The 17,535-nt window shown below is 53.1% G+C and carries 13 protein-coding genes, 3 pseudogenes and 1 riboswitch; of the genes and pseudogenes, 7 read left to right on the forward strand and 9 right to left on the reverse strand.

The window, feature by feature from the left end; translation table 11 throughout:
• Positions 1-525 precede the first annotated feature (525 nt).
• Together IEY38_RS20405 and IEY38_RS20410 are read left to right on the forward strand one after the other, a co-directional pair.
• Positions 526-1,686 (forward strand): hypothetical protein, encoded by a 1,161-nt coding sequence (locus IEY38_RS20405; protein ID WP_188980763.1) that lies wholly within the window; start codon positions 526-528, stop codon positions 1,684-1,686.
• Complete coding sequence (locus IEY38_RS20410) at positions 1,686-4,679, forward strand: type IV secretory system conjugative DNA transfer family protein (RefSeq protein WP_188980765.1); 2,994 nt, start codon at positions 1,686-1,688, stop codon at positions 4,677-4,679. The genes IEY38_RS20405 and IEY38_RS20410 overlap by 1 nt, the downstream gene beginning before the upstream one ends.
• Here IEY38_RS20410 and IEY38_RS20415 read toward each other — a convergent pair.
• Positions 4,676-5,287, reverse strand: coding sequence for a hypothetical protein (locus tag IEY38_RS20415; RefSeq protein WP_188980767.1), 612 nt, complete (start codon positions 5,285-5,287; stop codon positions 4,676-4,678). The two genes, IEY38_RS20410 and IEY38_RS20415, sit on opposite strands and share 4 nt — an antisense overlap.
• A gap of 1,452 nt (positions 5,288-6,739) precedes the next feature.
• A complete protein-coding gene (locus IEY38_RS20420) occupies positions 6,740-7,480 on the reverse strand; it encodes a hypothetical protein (protein ID WP_188980769.1) in 741 nt (246 codons plus the stop codon).
• Positions 7,481-7,623: 143 nt separating this feature from the next.
• On the opposite strand from IEY38_RS20420, the gene IEY38_RS20425 reads away from it, so the two are divergent.
• The 4 genes and pseudogenes from IEY38_RS20425 (at position 7,624) to IEY38_RS20440 (ending at position 13,442) form a co-directional block, all read left to right on the forward strand.
• A complete protein-coding gene (locus tag IEY38_RS20425; RefSeq protein WP_188980771.1) occupies positions 7,624-8,508 on the forward strand; it encodes an IS1595 family transposase in 885 nt (294 codons plus the stop codon).
• 124 nt (positions 8,509-8,632) lie between these two features.
• Positions 8,633-9,907 carry a hypothetical protein gene (locus tag IEY38_RS20430; RefSeq protein ID WP_188980773.1) on the forward strand — a complete coding sequence of 425 codons (1,275 nt, stop codon included), beginning with the start codon at positions 8,633-8,635 and terminating at the stop codon, positions 9,905-9,907.
• 1,067 nt (positions 9,908-10,974) lie between these two features.
• Positions 10,975-11,940: a hypothetical protein gene (locus tag IEY38_RS20435; RefSeq protein WP_188980775.1), complete on the forward strand. Its 966-nt coding sequence runs from the start codon at positions 10,975-10,977 to the stop codon at positions 11,938-11,940.
• Between the two features lie 678 nt (positions 11,941-12,618).
• Positions 12,619-13,442, forward strand: a pseudogene (locus IEY38_RS20440) (IS5 family transposase).
• Between the two features lie 97 nt (positions 13,443-13,539).
• Here IEY38_RS20440 and IEY38_RS20445 read toward each other — a convergent pair.
• The 4 genes from IEY38_RS20445 to IEY38_RS20460 form a co-directional block, all read right to left on the reverse strand.
• A complete protein-coding gene (locus tag IEY38_RS20445; RefSeq protein WP_188980777.1) occupies positions 13,540-13,896 on the reverse strand; it encodes a nuclear transport factor 2 family protein in 357 nt (118 codons plus the stop codon).
• A 440-nt stretch (positions 13,897-14,336) separates the two neighbouring features.
• On the reverse strand, positions 14,337-14,693 hold the full coding sequence (gene crcB / locus IEY38_RS20450; protein WP_188980779.1) for a fluoride efflux transporter CrcB: 357 nt from the start codon (positions 14,691-14,693) through the stop codon (positions 14,337-14,339).
• Positions 14,693-15,103, reverse strand: coding sequence for a fluoride efflux transporter FluC (locus IEY38_RS20455; RefSeq protein WP_188980781.1), 411 nt, complete (start codon positions 15,101-15,103; stop codon positions 14,693-14,695). Before IEY38_RS20455 ends, crcB begins: the two co-directional genes overlap by 1 nt.
• Positions 15,104-15,109: 6 nt before the next feature.
• Positions 15,110-15,174, reverse strand: a riboswitch (Fluoride riboswitch).
• Positions 15,175-15,339: 165 nt separating this feature from the next.
• Positions 15,340-15,663: a hypothetical protein gene (locus IEY38_RS20460; RefSeq protein WP_188980783.1), complete on the reverse strand. Its 324-nt coding sequence runs from the start codon at positions 15,661-15,663 to the stop codon at positions 15,340-15,342.
• A gap of 279 nt (positions 15,664-15,942) precedes the next feature.
• Here IEY38_RS20460 and IEY38_RS20465 point away from each other — a divergent pair.
• Positions 15,943-16,140, forward strand: a pseudogene (locus tag IEY38_RS20465) (IS1595 family transposase); the annotation flags it as partial.
• A gap of 101 nt (positions 16,141-16,241) precedes the next feature.
• Here the strand turns inward: IEY38_RS20465 and IEY38_RS20470 are convergent.
• From IEY38_RS20470 to IEY38_RS21480, 3 genes and pseudogenes are all read right to left on the reverse strand, one after another.
• Positions 16,242-16,523: pseudogene (locus tag IEY38_RS20470) on the reverse strand (HVO_A0114 family putative DNA-binding protein); the annotation flags it as partial.
• A gap of 71 nt (positions 16,524-16,594) precedes the next feature.
• Positions 16,595-16,795 (reverse strand): toxin-antitoxin system TumE family protein, encoded by a 201-nt coding sequence (locus tag IEY38_RS20475; protein ID WP_188980787.1) that lies wholly within the window; start codon positions 16,793-16,795, stop codon positions 16,595-16,597.
• Between the two features lie 116 nt (positions 16,796-16,911).
• Complete coding sequence (locus tag IEY38_RS21480) at positions 16,912-17,388, reverse strand: SHOCT domain-containing protein (RefSeq protein ID WP_229775407.1); 477 nt, start codon at positions 17,386-17,388, stop codon at positions 16,912-16,914.
• Positions 17,389-17,535 lie beyond the last annotated feature (147 nt).

The raw sequence follows: 17,535 nt of genomic DNA on the forward strand, positions 1-17,535 counted from the left end.
CTCCTAGAGCGAATGTGCAAACTTCTCAATTGAGCCCCAAGGCACTCGGCCTGCTCTGCCTGTAGAGTAACTCTCTCCAGCGGTGACCCACTGCCACCGGCGTCGTGGCTGCTCCGACGGTCGACAAACTGGGCGACTCTATGGAGACTGTATCGACAACAGTTGACAAGGTTTTATCAAAATCGAGAGTCGAAATTTTATATGGCCCGTCGCCGCATCAAACGACGATTGAAATCAGCGTTGCTGAGATTCAGTATTGGTACTGGGGTCCTTACGATTCTTGTCGAGTGGTTCTATAAAGAGAATTTTCAGTCCGTATTCGGTCCACTCTCGTTTGAAGACCATCTTCAGATTGTCGCATTATGCGCAATGGCTATTTTCCTCTTTGTCGTTATGGTGTCAATTCAATAGTCAAGATTCTAACTCGCATCCAACACTCCTGATTTGCTTCAGTGTTGATAGTCTCGTATTCTATAATATATTGTTTCTGATAGAAGCTAAGTGCGATGAACGCAATGTCTCGGTATGGGATTGATTTTCGGTGATGAGTCACGCGAAGCAAAAGAATACGAGACATATCCCATCACAGCGCCGTTTCAGGTCCCGCTAGAGAGTCTCCCCGGAGAATTGCTTGAGATCCACCCATACAAAGATAATGACGGCATTGAGGCCGGCGCAAATCTCCTGCAAGCACTGCATGACGTTCGTATCCGTGATGGCGAGAATGCCAGTGACGCCCACGCATTCGAAATCTGGTTCGACCGAGGCCAATTCACCTTCCGATTATATGCCGCAAATGAGCGCGCCAGTGAGCGATTCCAACGCCGGACAACGAACACGTACACGAACTCTGAGGTGATTCCATTATCCGAAGGCAAGGCATTCCCATCGCTTCGCCCGGGCGATCATGTCGCCGGCTCATTTCTGGCTGAAGAGCGACACACCTTCCTGCCGATACGTCACCACAACGCCGAGGGGTTCGAACACGGTGATCCGTACAGCGACATCATGGGTGAGATGCTGACGCTCGACGATTCTGTTGTTGTCGTGCAGGTCGTTTTCAAACCAGCGGCCAAAGACTGGACTCAAAACGGACCGGATGGGGAATCAGTTGCTGATATTGCGACTGACCTACGGAACGGCTCTGTTGCTGGGTTCAAAGACCCGCTGTTCTGGCTCGGCATCCGCGAACTTGACGAGCGCAAAGCCAGTCGCAAGGATAAGGAGGCCGCGAATATTGTGGAAGATCAGCGTGGCGAACAGGGGTTCCATGTTAATGTCCGGGTGTTGGCTGCCTCACCCCAGCCCCGGGAAGCTCGGGAGCGGGCCCGTGGGGTTGCCTCGATGTTCGCGAAGTACTATAATGCAACCACGGAACAGGGATTAGACCACCATCCAGTTGATGCAAGCGACGAAACGATGCAGGGACTACTTGCCGATTTGTTCGAACGTCGCTGGCACGATCGGAAGATGATACTGAGCATTGACGAGGTTGCCGGCCTGGCGCATATTCCGAATGGAGAGATTGAGGTGCCACAGATCCCATGGAAGACGACACAGACTGGGTCACAAATCGCCGCCGAGGCTGGCAAACACGAGTCAGAGACAGCGACACCAGCTGCCAGTGACGAGACGGATGAACCTGCATGGGGATACGAGGCCGACAGCCACGGGGAGGGAGACTAATGTTCGGGCTCGGCGGTGACGACGACCAGCACGCCGGGTTCGTTGACGACGAACCGACACCACGGGACCAGACATCATCGGAGCAACAAGGGCCAGCAGCGGATGAATCACTGACCGGTGAGACGTATCAGGTTACCATCGACGATACCGAGCGAGCTGGACAATACGAAATCAAAGCACACACAGAGCAGGCGGGGCCTGTCGCCGGAAAGAAGCCCCGACGGATGTTTGAGACGGCAGCCAACGATCCACAGCAGTCGCTTTGGATTGGCTACGATGACACCGCCCGCAATGGGTTTCGAGAAGCCCCAATCCAGTTCTCAGCCCTTCGGCGGCATCTGTGGATTAGTGGTACTACTGGGTCCGGCAAGACCACACAGATGCAAAACAAAGCTGTCCAGCACGCTTACGCCGGGCATGGGTTCTGTAATATCGACCCGAAAGCCAGCGGCGACACTATCGAACTCCTGCAGCAACTGCCTACGCACCGACTAGATGATGTGATTGTCCTTGACCCAGGGTCCCCAGGGCTTGAGAAGATTGTCGGCATCAACATGCTGGATATGCCGGCAATTGAGGATGAAACGCGCCGGGAAAAAGAGATCGAGAGTCGGCTGGAGAATTTGGTCGCGATTTTCGATAACGACGAATACTGGGGTGTCAACATGCAGGCAGTGACAGAATCGATGGGGAGAGCGATGCTCCGGCACAACGCCGAAATATCGCTCGACCCAGCTGGAGATCCGGAGGACAAGTACAGCGTTATCGACATGTATTTTGTGTTGTTGAACGCTGAGCGCCGTGAGCGGTTCGCCACAGAGTGCAATGACCCATATCTCAGAGAATTCCTGTTTGAAATCGTGGAGATGGATGACGACGATCTGCGCCCGCTAACAAAGCGCATCAAATCATGGGTGGAAAACGCAGTCGTCCGCCGCATCATCTCACGGCGTGAGTCGACTATCGACTGGGACGATATCGTGGACAATGATCGGATTCTGTTAGTGCGGATTCCGGTTGACAGCGAAGATGTCCATCAGATGATTTCCCTCTCGGTGCTGCGGAACCTCTGGAGTGCAAAGAAGCGACAGGACCGGGACCCAGAGCGCGAAACGAAGCCGTACTTCTTGCAGGTCGACGAATTCGAGAAGGTCGCTAACGATAATCTCGCAATCGAAGACATGCTCGTTCGTGCTCGCTCGATGTGGCTGTCGGTGACGTTGGGAACCCAGTACCCCGGCCAGATCGAGCAAGACCACGAGGGCGTGATGCGTGCTATGGAGAACAATTGTAATTCGTTGCTCGCGATGCGTACTCCGGGTGGCAACGACGCCAAACTGTTGATGCGGCGGTTCGAGGGGTACAGCGCCGGCGATCTCATGGATACAAATTACTATCGAACGTGGACCAAGATCCCGCTTCCAGGAGGTCGAGAATCTGAGCCAGTCAACCTGCAGAACTTCGCCCCGTATCCCCCACTCCGGTCAGCGGACGAGGCAAAGAATGTTATCCGGACAACATTGGACCGCTGGGGAGCCGAACCACTGTCTGACGATGAAATTCAGCGCAACCTGAAATACGGAGGCTTCAACGAAGTGCTTGACCCGGATGCAGCGTCGGGGGCGGATTTCAACCCGGATACAGCGGCATTTGACGAGGGTGGACTCTCAGTCGAAGACTTGCCGACAGATACGATCTTAGAAGGAATCTATGCCGCACAAGTTCAGTACGAAGATGAGGAAACGTTGGTTGCCGCCACACACGCAGTCGAAGAAGTAGAGAAGCGACTCGGCGATACAGGCTACCAGTCCCAGCTAAGCAATGCATTCGAAGAACTGGAGTCAGTCAAGCGGGGCCGGCGGTCTGGCGAGGTCGTTGTCGGGTTGACTCCCGAGGGGCGGACACGCGTGTTTAGCGCTGATACCGGGTCATCGGCGTCAGGTGGTGGCGACGATCATCGGTATATCCTGCAGGAGTCGTTCCGAGCGTTCACGCGACTCGGCGCACTGACGCACCTGCCGACGCAGGAAGGCGACGAACTCCCGGACGGGGTCGCGGACCTGCCGATTGACCCACTTGCGGATGCCGACACAATGGCTGAAGCCCATGAGCTTGAAACCCGGTTGCAGAGTGAATACCCAGCACTGTACAATCTCGCTGGGGCACGTGATATCGCTATTGAAGCGGAGACATCGACGATCAAGAAGCCAATGCAGACGCTGACGAATCTACGGAAAGCTATCGAAAGTGATCGACTCTGTGTTTATACGTGTAAAGACGCAACAGCGTCAGGCAACGGATTCACGTACTGGCCCCAGCGTGGAGAGAAGATCATTTTCGATGTCGACGGACAGCAGATTGATTATAAGACAATCACGTGCGTTCGGGATGTCGATGATGAGGGACGGCGGACATTCTACAACAAAACCTCGAAATACCAGATCGACGCGGACAGCTATGCAGTGCGGCCGACAACAAAAGAACGAAACCCGCTCCGTTGGCACGAAGCAGATGATGATATCGTCGCGACAGCGAAGAACGGGACTGAGTGTGGGCGGTTCGACAGCGCCGAGGCTGTCGAGAATCCGTCCCCATCGGAAGTCCGTGCTTATCGAACCCTGACTGATGACGGTGCGTGGATCGTCCAAGAAGGCAGCAAGCAGCATGGACCATATGGGTCGCTGGATGAGCTGCGAAACGAGTGGCAGGACCTCTATGCGCCGTTTATCCCAGAAAATGAGTTCCCGCGTCAGCCGGTTCCAGATGACTTTGTGTTCGTCGTCTTCCCGGACGACGACAACACAGAGTTCGACGAGCCAATGCTATACGATCAAGGAGAGATCCGGCCGCTGTTTGAGGACGATATAGACTCAACGGTGATAGCCAGCAGTGAGGGACAAGATAGTACTGAACCCCAGCATCAAGCTGACCAACCAACAGGTGCAAATAAGGAGACTGACCGGGCAACGGACTTGTTCGTTGATCGAGTCTAGTCAACCAACGGCTTGATGTCCTCACGGTAGTCTGCGGTCAACTCCCGAATCCGATCTTGATCGCCGTGTCGATCATCAAGTACCCGAGTGAGAGCGAGTATTGCTGCTCGGCAGTCATCCAAGTTGCTCCGGATTTCGGTATCGAATATTGGGTCGTTCTTTAATTCTTCAACTTCCATAGCGAGGTTAGCAACCTGTTCTTGGAGATTATCGACATCTGTCTGGCCGGTGGATGAGCTATCTGAATCGAGCCCTTGTACTGTCGACTGAATAGTATCAACTTGCCTTTCAACCTGTTCGAGCCGGTCAACCACATTCCCAGATGAGGGTTCCTGATTGAGCGTGTCGATCACCTCTTTTCCATCCTGTGTCAGTTGGATCTTCTTTGCAGGGGCAGGGCCAGGTCCACCGGCAGGTTGTTCGGTGATAACTAGTCCATGATGTTCTAAGTAGTTCTCAATTCGATAATGTATCTGTTTGTTTGATAGTCCAGTGAGTTCTTTTATATCGGCCGTCTCAGCGACGGAATCAAACTCAGCGAGCGCACTGAGAATGTCCCGAGAGCCTTTGTCTAACTCGGTCCGTATCTGATCAGATACTTCGGTCACAGGTAGTGTTAGTATCCCGCTACTTGAAAAATTTCTCCTGATTTCAACTTGCGCTATTTCATGGTGGCTCTCTTCATGGTGAAATTTCATGGTGTTATTTCAAGTGATTTCAAGTTGAATACCGCACCGCGTCTCTAATAGACAGATTGGACCCCAGTTCAGCGCGAGCAGGTGGATACCCAAAGAGGGAGAGACAGGCCGAGATGAGAGTGTGTCGAGAAAGTGAGGTTTCCAGTCTAGCTAAGCAGTACTGAGGGCCGGCCGAGTGCCGTGCAAAGTGAGGTCCCGAGCAGCGCGAGCCCGAGGACTGACAACTGCCTCGAAGCAGGTGGGGTGTCCAGCAGTGTCGAACAGCTGAGCATCCGGGTGTGTCTCCCAGTGTGGGTGTCCGGCAGGGCAAGCACCGCGATAAGAGTGTGAACAGCAGCGCTGGCAGCAGCGTCGACAGGGCCGACAGGTGGGGGGTCCCTCTGGTGAGGCACCCCGTGGTTCACTGGTCTCTCCGAGGGGGTATCCCGGCGAACTCGACGGCCGAGAGGCAATGGTGTGTCTCCCGGGTGGGGTATCCACCGGCTGAGTGACAGTGGGGTCCGACTGTCTCGATGACCGACAATCCGGGGCTAAGTCTCCCGGTGGACATCCCCACTGGCTGACCGAGGCTGGGGGCGAGGTCCTCGACGATCTCGACGACCGACCAGCACTCTCCGGCCGACAGCCTCTTCAGACCGACCTCGACGACCGACCAGCACTCTCCGACCGACACCGCTGGTGGACACCCGGGCTGGCTAGGACCCGTGGTTGTCCGGTAATTTTCCCAGTGGACCTCCGGGCTGGCTTCAGCAATAGGACCGCCGTGGCCCGCTTCGAAGTTGGGGGTCCCACCGATTCCGTATCAGTGAGTCTGGGTGTGCTTCTCCCCGTGGGATACCCGGTGGGGCGAGACATCGAACCACCCCATCTCGATGGCCGACCCCCCACCACACGCGGAGCGGCAAACTAGCCGGGGCCGCCGGTAGCAAACATCACATCCAATCATTTTGCGAGTGACATCCTCAACAGTACCGTACTCACCAATGTCCTCTTTTTCAATAATATGGATAGTATCTGTTACTGCTGAGGACTCGGCCCGGCAATGAAATAGACCAATTGTGTTAATGTCAATAGCCATTTGTTATCCCCACAAAGGCTTCGGATATATACTTGGTTGGCTTCTAGCAAAAGTAAACATACTTATCTTGATTAAACGTGGAGAACTGAAGAACTGTATAACTGTCTATGGATGATCACCTGAACCGACCTCTTTTTTGAAACTGTTGTTAGATGGGTAATCAATTCATGTCATTATAATAGTTGCTACAAACACAAAGTCTGCAATTCTAGGATTTTCACTGATTGAGCTATTTTATTGGAGAGAAGTAAATCAATCATGTCTACCAAGACCTACTCAGCAAATTAAGAGGGTAATGATGTTGGTTTCTGAAATGAGCGGACAGCCACAATCAAGAGCTGAACGGTTTTGCCCAAAGCTGGCAAGATGGAGGATAGCAGTAATATAACATATGACAGTATTGCTACAATAGTGGCAACAGTGGGTCCAAGAAGCACCTTTGTGAGAAGGACGCTTACAATAATGAGTGTGGTCATAGCTGATATTTTGCCCAATATAATTGCTAGTTCATAGTTTGAGGAGTCATCTATCATCGGTAGGAAAAACAAACAAAGTAAAACCAACTCGACAGCCCCATATCCTGCGTGATTCCCTGCATGGGAGATTATTGATTGTATTGGTAGTAATATCCAAGCTATTCTGAGGACAGCTTCTGTAACTCCATACAGCACCAGGCCAAGGCCTAACACTTCTTGCCATTCCTCGCGGATCTTCACATGATCGGGGACCATATTGCTATTTATTATCGACAAGAATGAGGGGTAAATAACCAATGAGAGCATGTACATAGATAATGGAACTTGAAATGGCGAGACCAGATGGAAGAGACCTGTCCCGCCAATAGAAATGCATATCGTTTGTAACACTCGTCTGATGAATTCAATCCAATTTTGCCGTTGTTGCATAGTGACTTCACTGTCCGGACTGGTATAGCAATTATACCAAAGATTAGTCCACATATTCACAAGGAAAATTGCAAAGAGTTTAAAGGGGGATTCTAATGGACTGTCGTTCTGTTCCGGCATACTATTAGATATTATGTAGGAGTTTAAAAACATACGCTAGTCATTTAAATGGTCGCTCTTCTGTAGCGGATTGTTGGTGAGTTGGAGCAGTAGCTGGAAGTCACAGCGGGCAAGGGTGGCGCGACCACGCCACCCGACGAAGCATGATTCCACTCAAGATGTTCGTCTCGGAGCGTCGGGCCGCGAATCTGCTGGCACAGGTTCGCTGGCGTGACGGTATCTATTGCCCGCGCTGCCGTGCCGAATCAGCGATTCGGTACGGCAGCTATCGGGTGTTTCAACGGTATCTGTGTAAGGATTGCGGCCGGACGTTCAACGACAAGACCGGCACGGTCTTCGAACAGTCAACGATACCGCTTAGGAAGTGGTATCTCGCCGTCTGCAGTTACATCCGGCTGAACACGAGCATCCGCCAACTGGATGCTGAACTCGCCGTCTCGTACAAGACGGTCTACCGGCGCGTCCAGCGCTTCCTGCGGGCGCTGGACGCGCCTCGACCACAAGTAGAAGGCCCGGTTGAAATCGACGAGTTGTACGTCAACGCAGGCAAGAAGGGCCGCGAGCGCGACCAGCCGTCGCGCTCGCGTGGCCTGTCCACACGCGGTCGTGGAACGTATCACGAAGACAAGCCGCCCGTGTTCATCATCGCTGATCGCGGCACGGGAGAAACATACGTTCATCCGGCGAAAGCTGCCGATGAGTCAACGATTCGACTCCTGCTTGACGACGGCAAAGAGGAGTCGCTAACAGTCTATACTGACGGCTTTCGAGCGTACGGGCCACTTGACGAGGACGACGCATTCGACCGCCAGTACGTCGTCCATAGTGAGGGTGAATACGCTGATGGAGACGTGCACGTCAACACATGCGAGAGCCACGCGTCGCTGGCGCGACGGTGGCTCTCGCCCCATCGAGGTATCTCTAAAGACAAACTCACACCCTACCTCAGAGCGTTGCAGCTTCGAAAACGTGTCCGGCGAAAACCCGGCGACGAAGCGCTCAAAACCATCCTCGAAACAGCACTATGACGCCACCAACAATCGCTTACCCAAGAGCGTAAATGGTTATTATAATATCCTAATCTACCCGTGCTTTACTTTCACCTCACCCTCACAGACTTTTACTCTCATTAGAGAGAGCTAGTCAACAAACGTGTCACGAGCCGATATATGGAACGCTACGCCGCCCCACGGTGACTCGATAAAGCTGGCAAACCTGCCTGAACCACCAGAGAATTACGACGAACTATATTCGGAGTTAGATCTTCAAGTAGAGCGAATCCCACCGCTTGAAGAGGTCATTGTCAAGCAAGCTGAGGACCAGTGGACTAATTCTTTAGCTGACGTCGTTGGCAAAGTCTGTATTCGTGGGCACTATATGCCCTCGATCGAACACGAAAACCAGTACTCGACGAAGTTTGATCCGATAGAGTCGCTCAACATCTACATGTATCTCCAGTTGAGCCCCAACGGACAGACGAACTTATCCCGGAAATCAAAATGGTCTGACGGGTTCTGCGACAGTCTGGATATTTCGAAACCAGTGAGCCAGCCCACTGTCGGCCGTATTAAAAATCGAGTTCAGGAACGCACGCCCAGTTGGGCAGACTACTTCGACCGTGTCTGTGACGATGTGTTCATCCAAGTCCAAGGAACCGAATATGAAGATTGGTTCGATGATCCTCCAACAGTGACGTTTGACGGCGGTGCCGTGCCTGAAGTCAAGAAAATAAGCCGCAGGCTCCGGCGGTATATCTACCCGTTCATCAAGCTCAACAGAGGCCACGATACGAAGTACTCCAAGGATAAACTGCTAAAGATTTTGGCTGCCGCTGGACGTTGGGGCTGCCAGCCAAACCAGGCAGCAGACGCGATGGAGCTGAAGGATTGGAATCATGGTCAAGACGTACCAGATTCCGCGTCGCTATTCTACAACATTTGGCCGATGAAGATGCAGCAGGTGATGGAAATGTTCATTGTGTGCCACGAGGCACTGTTTCGGCTTGCCAGTCGATACGAGTCGTTTGGTGGTGACATCGAGGTCGCTATCGACATCACAGACTGGCCGACCTTTGGCGACCCAAACGCGAGCAATGGTATCAGCGGCACGAAACCAGAGCGGAACTTTTCTCATGCCTGGCAGTATGCCACGCTCTCCCTCGTTGGCGATCGCGTCCCCATGACACTTGCTGCTATTCCGGTGCAACAACGGAAGAACGCGAACATCGCCATGCGGAAGCTGTTCACCTATGCAGACTCGAAGTTCGATATTGACAGAGTATACCTTGACAGTGGATTCTACGAAACCAAGTTTCGGAAGGTCTGCGACGACTTCGACATGAATTTCGTCATAAAAGCGAAGGAGCAGGCAGATGCGGTTGAGCAATCCTGCATGCTGGATCTGGCGGACGGACGCTGCGGGTTCTAGTGCCTGACGAGGTGCTGTCAGCACTAGGCATTGCTCGCGAAGAGGTCGACAGCAACGACCCGCCAGAGCTAACCCTGTTTGCTGGACCAGAAGTCCTAGCTGTTGAGCGCACAACCAAGCGGACGATATCTATTCCAAAACCATAGCTGTCTGGCGATTTTTGAAGTGTGACTGCGCGTAACTTTTGAGAGATCTTAATTAAGAGAATATAATTATTGAAACCTGTACCAACAAATAACGGTACAAATAATTTTCAAACCCTAATTATCAAAAATATGAATAGGCGCGATAACCACGAAACTCAAAAATTCCAGCTTCAAATGCCCTCGCAGTCGGATTCTATCTCGATAATTTCGATATATTTGACTTTGAGTTACTGCTTATAGATCTACATATCCCAACAGCTTTTTCACACTCGAAAACGCGCCATTCGACAATCAGGAAAAACAAACTAACTACTAATAAAAGGTAGAAGCAGGGTGTTGGGACCGTCACCAGCGATCCCAACGACAACCACAGCACAATCGTGATTCTTGCTTCTATTCCCGACGGAATAAAGATTGTGGCCGGACAGCCAGAGATATCTCTGTGCTGTTTTCATGCCCAACGCATCGCGAAGTAGTCGATAGACTGTCGTATTCCCCGCAAATGATGACCCCCACCCACGCCTCGACGGTCATTTCAATGTCTGACGCTGATAGCGGTTTTAACTCGCCGCATGTGCAAGTCGCAGGACAGAGAAGACACTACGAGAACACAACGCACCTGAGAAGGGGCCGACGTTCCCAGCTCAAACCCGCGCCAACGGGATTCGCTGGGAACGCTGCATCTGTATCGGTCCTTTCTCGGCAGACTGTCTTAAGCGTTACCCCAGAGTGGCGACGCTGCGCAGTGCCCACGCTGCCGCCGTCGAGAGGCGCCGGGTGTTCGAAACCACCCACAATGAGTACGATTTCGCAGGGGGCACAGACGTGTGTGTCTGTCCCCGCCGAGACTGCCGCCCAGCCCGCCAGCCATGGCGAACCGACCAGCCGCGCTATGATCGTGGCGCTCGCAGGAGGTGTCCAATGAGCGTCGACAACTCGCTGCCGGCTACCGACGAGTTGCCGGAAGGCCCGAACGGACTTCGGGACGTTGTCGCTGACCTCGCCGAAGAGGTCTCCCAACTGCGCGCGGAAAACGAACATCTACGCGAGCGCGTTGACGAACTCGAAGACGAGGTCGCCGAGCAAGAGTCCATCGAGTATCGCGGCGATACCAGAGAGATCGAGAACCTGTTCGTTGGTGGTATTCCAGTTGGGAAGAGCATCGCTTCGAACAAGCAGGGTCGGAAGAATCTCAGTCGCCTCGTGTTCGGGAACCCAGATCCCGACGTCGAAAAGAGCGACATCGAGTCCCTCGTCGAGGACCACGGCACGGTCGAAGAGACGGTCACCAGCTCCAAGTCGACTGCCGAAGACCAGAGTGAGCCAGCACAGCACCGAGAGAACATGCTTCCGCTGCACCGGATGATGGTCGATATGCACTCTGGGGCAGGTGCGTCGCTCAGCAAGTCACAGAAACGTGCTGCGGCGCTGTACGAGCGGTTCGTGAACAAGGCCAAGGGCGAGACGAATCAGAACGTCACCCCGGACGGCCAGAAGTTCGCGATGAACACCGAGCAGGCCGTGGAAGTCCTCGAAGACGAGGGCCTGCTGGATGGCGTTAAACCACAGTCGTATTCCAAGACAGCCGGTCGTGTCATGCGCGATGTCCAGCGGTTCACGATTGTCGATGGAGATGCCCACAAGGACTGTGTTGACATCGACAAGTGCTCTGACCACGGCCTCATCAACTTCCGGCCTGGGAAGCCACACACCCTGACCGTAGCCAAGCAAAACATGAAAGCCAGCGTCCACAACGCTGACACTCCTGACAGCGCTGTCAGAACCGACGATAAGAGCGAGAGCGAACAGGATACGGCCGAAGAGGACTCAAACACTACAGCATTCGACCAACTGAATCAGGCAACGGCGGTGAACGCTGATGACTGAGCCGCGTTCTGACAGTGTTGTCAGTACGCTCGCGAGTAGGCTGTCAGATAGAGGTGAGCAACAAGAGCGGTAACCACTCCCCGACTAGCCCCCTGCGATAAAATCCACACGAACGTGGTGCGTAACGTACGCTTGTTCTCGTTTCCGTAGAGTGACGTGAAATGACTTCCCATTTCCTTCCCTCTATGAGGTGTAGGAAAAGAAGTCTGAGAACGAACGATTCCATCTGACATCCTCTTGCATCGCCTTCTGACAACACTGTCAGATAGCTCGTCAAACTAACTCCACGCCTTTTTGATCTCTACTTTTACGACAGTCCTCAGGACTCAAGCAGTTCTTCTGATATTGTTCTCTCCGGTTTCTCCCCTCAGTCTGCTGACGCGGTGGATGAGATCACTCAGGAAAGAGCAGATTTTGAAGCGGTTGCTCAAGCCCGCTGATGTAGTATGCAACAAGATCAATCAGGAATTTGGAGACGAGCACAATAAACAGGAGCGGGCCACTGGCTGCACTCGCAAGGCTGACTGGGTTGCCTTCTATGGATTCACGGGCGGTCAATAATACGGGTAATCCAATAGCAACGATTACCAGTCCCCTGTAAAATGCCGTGTTGAATAGCGACCTAATCAGCTGGCATCGCGGAGTAGAAGGACGAAGCCGAGGAAATCGACTCTGCCTATGGAGATCGACATCCTCGACTTCATTGAGCAGTGTCGGCATCTAGCTAAAGAAGCGTTAGGGAAGCATGCGGGCGAGCCCGCCAGCGGCGGGTTCGCCCGCTGGTTCACGTCGTCTTGCACTGTTTCCGGGTTGAAGAAGAGCACAGCTACCGTGAAATGCCGAATCGGCTGGAATACATGGCTGAAATCCGTGACGTGCTAGATCTTGATCAGGACGACCTCCCGGACTACACAACTATCTACAAGTCCTTCGATCGGCTCAAAATGTGGGTTTAGCGGGCGTTGCTGCGCGTTTCAGCGCAGCAACACCCACAGTCCGGCCACACAGCACTCGACAGCATATTCTTCGACCGCCGCGTCTCTTCATCTTACTACCGGCAACGCTCCGGAAACAGCGTTCAGACGCTGAAAGTGACGACATTAACTGATGTGGAATCGCTTGCTGTGTTGGACGTACACATCTCAGCGCGCTGGCAACACGATACCAAGACCGGACCGCAGGTCGTCCGCCGGAATGCGGATGACCTGCAGTCCGTCGCCGCCGACAACGGTTTCCAAGACTGGAACACCGAGTACGAGATCGCCGCACTAGATATCGACTACCTCGTCCACTACCGTGGGTCGTCGCTGAACGCAACCGCGAATAACGCACTTATCCGGGCAAAAGGCTACTCTCAGCGGTGGATAGCCGAAACCTCGTATTCAACAACGAAGCGCTCGCTCGGCGATGCCGTGCGAGCGCTCGGCTGGTATCGACAGTTCCGTGAAATTGTCCTAATGTTCGCCATCACAAACATAGAAACGCTCTGTGAGCCACTCTAACAGTGACTCAAGATCTATTCAACAGAGCAACTGTACCCGCTCCTGTAAATAGGCGGCCTGCGTATTGATCACAGTTATGACCATTGGCCGTGACTAATTAAACCGTATCTCGGTCTGTGTAGGTATACCGACGTTTAATAAGGCCAGTCTCATTGAATACAAAGAAGTCGGCGAACCCAAATGAGACCTCGGTATCACCTTGTATACCGCTAAATGTCCCTCTCACCGCAACAGTCTCGCCTTCGTTGATGAGCGAGCTAATTTCATGCGCCCCATTAGATAGCGGCCGTTGGTTGATATAAAACTCCTTGAGAGCGTCTTTACTACGAATGTTTTCTTGCCCAGGGCGTTCATACACTATATTCTCATCGAAGAGGCTAAACACTGTATCGTGCTCTTCAGCATCGATTGCCGTGTAGTACGTCCGGACAGCATCTTCGTTCGTCTGTGGCATAGTGGTACATACCCCTCAAAATAAAAATACTTCCCCATCTGGCCGCGGGCGATATAAAGGACATCAGAGAGTAGGATCGCTGCTGGAAGTTCCGATATCCAGACTTGTAACACCCAAATGTTGATTCCGACAGGCGTTATCGCTGTCAGCAATACCCCATCAAATTACTGTGTTGAATAGCGATGCTGGTCGGGACAGTAGAAATTTGAGTCGACTTGTCAGGGGCTGGTGCCGATGATCTCAAAATCGGTGTCGTCTCACCGTGGTCCAGGGGACGCTATTCAACACAGCAGATATTCACGCTTTGGATACCGCCTATCGGGTTCAGCCGCGTTCTACAGTTGGCCTATTTTAAGCGCTGTAACGGCTATACTCTATCCACCGTTCAATAGAGTGGGCATAGGTACCAGCGTGGGCTTCAGGCGGTCTTCGGTCGACAATCATAGCTGAAGGATGGTAACGAGGGCAGCGGCGACTCCAGCAGCAGTGAGACACAGTCCAAGCGTCCCGAGCGCGTACATGCTTGCGCGTAGCCGGTCACCTGTCTCCCACATTCTGACGGATTGAACCGAAAACGAGGAATACGTCGTGAAGGACCCGCACGCACCGGTTCCAACGAGGAGCGCGGTGTCACTATTGAGTCCAGCAAAGACGACGAGTCCGAGCGCGAAACTTCCCACTACGTTTACCGCGAGCGTCGAGAACGGGAACCGGTCAGAGGCCAATAGCTGGCCAACCGTATAGCGTGCCACCGCACCGAGTGCACCACCGGTGCCAACGAGATGGGCTGGTTCCATCAGTCACCGACCTCCGGTACCGGCGGCGTAACATCGATAATCCAGTGGGTGGCCTCCCGACCGAGCAGCACTGCCCCGAAGCCTAACACGTAACTCGTGGCAGCGTAGCCAACCGCCAACACTGGTGAAGTCGTGAGTGTGCCGATGATAAATGTGCTGTAGGTGGTGAAGGAAGCGATGAATCCAGTCGCCATGAGCGTCCGACTGGAACCTGAGATCGTCCCGCTGAAGAGTTCCTCGTAGATCAGGAATCCGAGGGCGAAGGAACCGATGACGTTGACTGTCAGCGTTGCCGCCAGTGAGTTGGGGACGGTAAGATCGACAAGGTATCTGAGGTTCGAGCCGGCGAAACCGCCGATTCCGACCACGACGAGTGCTTCTACGTGTTCGATGGGGTGTGTTCGAGCCATGGCTGATGTTCAGTAGGAGTCATCAGCCAGAATGGCGGTTGGGACAGGCGGACTCCATCGCCCGAACAGCCCACATAGGGGCGTTAGTCTCGATTGACGCTGGTTACATTTTAAAAATATGATTCTCGGTGAGTCATACGAAGTGGTAACTACGCAGTAACTACCTAACGGCTGTTTCATGCAAGAATATGTCTGAAGAATAAGGTTTCAACAGGGCCAGACTACTGTAAGTGCGCTCACGCAACTTGCTGCCAAGATGGATTCATTTCGAGTTTTTGAATAGCAGATTGGAGCTCCGACTGAATCGCTCCATAAAATCGTTCTCGGCCAACAGGTGTCTGGATGCAAATAATGGCTGTTTCACTGGTAACCTTGAAAGCCGACAATCGCCACTGCTCATGCTGATGGGTCCATCTGCTGAGAACCACCGTTTGCTCATCCTGAACGGTGGATTTGCCCAACTCCCAACTCTGTCGGGTGAGATGAGACAGATCGAATGGCACCACAGCTGGTAACGTGGCGGAACCCTTACTTTCACCTCGATTGTTATGAACTGCCATATCACGATGTCTAGAATTATTCATCAAAAAGGTGTCTATCTGGGTAACTGGAACATAACCGCAACCTGAGGCGGGTATGACACAAACACCTGACACGAAACAGAGCGTGTAACTATGCGGTACGAAGAAACCGTCTGTATATTGCGGGGTACAAGCAGGGTTACATGGCCGATATGCGCGCTGGTCTTTGAGAACTCTCAGTTCGAAAACGGCAGCACAACTTCGACGGCTACCATCCGGTTTAGAGAGGTTGCGAGAACGTAGTAGGGTTGACCCGCCGGCGTCCAAATTAACCAAGCAGAGTGCCTATTTTTGCTCGTCCAGCCGTGGCTGCGGAAGGTCTGCGGCCTGTCCAAGCAGGGCTTGGAACGGGCCGCTCACACCTTCGGCATCGTTCGTTCACTCAACCTAGCTGGTGAATCCACCGAGTCAATAATTGAATGTCTCGTTATCGGGGCTCTCCGCAATTCTACATAAGAGCGAGTTCAGTCAGAATCCCGGTGTCGTTGAGACGCGGGACGTCCGGAGAGGCCCGCGCCAGTGAGGGTATCGTGCGACACCGAACAGCGTCAGCGTGATCACGCCGCAGCAACGTCGGTGTCACCGCTGTCGAGAGTAATCTCGGCGTCAATCGCGTCGAAACGAACAATCGGCCGTTTTGAGCGGCCCGACTGCTCGAACTTGATAACGTTCAGTGTCTCTAGTTCGGTCAGGTTTCGATGCACGTCCTTGAAATCCCGCTCAACGAGGTTAGCTGCCGCACGTATGCTCTCCGGCTCGTGTTCTCGAATCGCTCGCAGCAATTCGAGGTTGGTCGGACTGAGCAGGCGCTGTAGGTCAGCTTCATCGTCGAGGACAAGGACATGCCGGTGAGGGTGGTCTTGTCTGTCATTTTTTGAACCTCATCTATATGGCACCCTGAGACTCAGTCCTACGGTGGGAGTTCGTTGATCTCTCTCCGGAACCGGTCAAACAAGTCGATGATCCCCGGAAATTCGATTTCCGTCACGTCGTCGCCAACGTGGCGTTCGTGGCCGTGCGGCCGTTCGTGTGCATTATCGTATCGGAGCAGCGTCTCGCCGTCAGTCGTTCCGTAGTGCATCGTGTAGTCGTACCCACACCAGCGTGTCATAGAAGCGTTCCCAACCCCGTAGTGGCCACCCGCGGGCGGTCAGTACGGTTCATACGGTTGCGAAGGCCTGGCTCCCATCCCGAGCCAACCGCTAGTTTAGTTACGCGAGAACTGACTCACCGATTGTGATCCATATTTAGTTCCGCTGTTGATGGTGAATCAGCGCTGGCTGGGCTGTTTACCGAGTCTTCAAATGCTGGGGACTCTGCCTGTTCACGCTGATCAGTGTCCTCGGACTGGGCCAACGTATTCATCCGACGTTTGAATTCTTCGTCAGTAATTTCTCCCGTTGCGTACTGCTTGCGGAGTATCTCAATCGCTGAATCGGTATCTTCGTCTTCTGCACCTCGGTCAGTCGCGATTGATTGTTCGATCATCGCGTAGACCAGACATATCGAGCTCAGAATGCATCCGGCCCCAACGAAAAACAAGACAAGCACACCCGCTGACACATGACTGGGATCGAGAAGATGCTCTCCGGCTGCAGTGAGCCAGCTACCCAGAAATATCACGCCGAGCACGAAGCTAGATACAGCCAGAGTTGCCTGGGGCCGCAGACTTTCAGGGATGAGCTGAGCTATCCGATTACGCATGGGTGTCTCCTGTTCGGATATCTTTGGAGGGCATTCATATTTAGAAACACGTTGTTGATATAAAATATTTATTACAGCAGCTAAACGGCTGGATTAGTATCTGTGATGATTCTATGGGAGATACGCAGCACGGCTGACGAAATAGTA

Source organism: Haloarcula sebkhae, from assembly GCF_014647415.1.
Lineage (GTDB): Archaea > Halobacteriota > Halobacteria > Halobacteriales > Haloarculaceae > Haloarcula > Haloarcula sebkhae.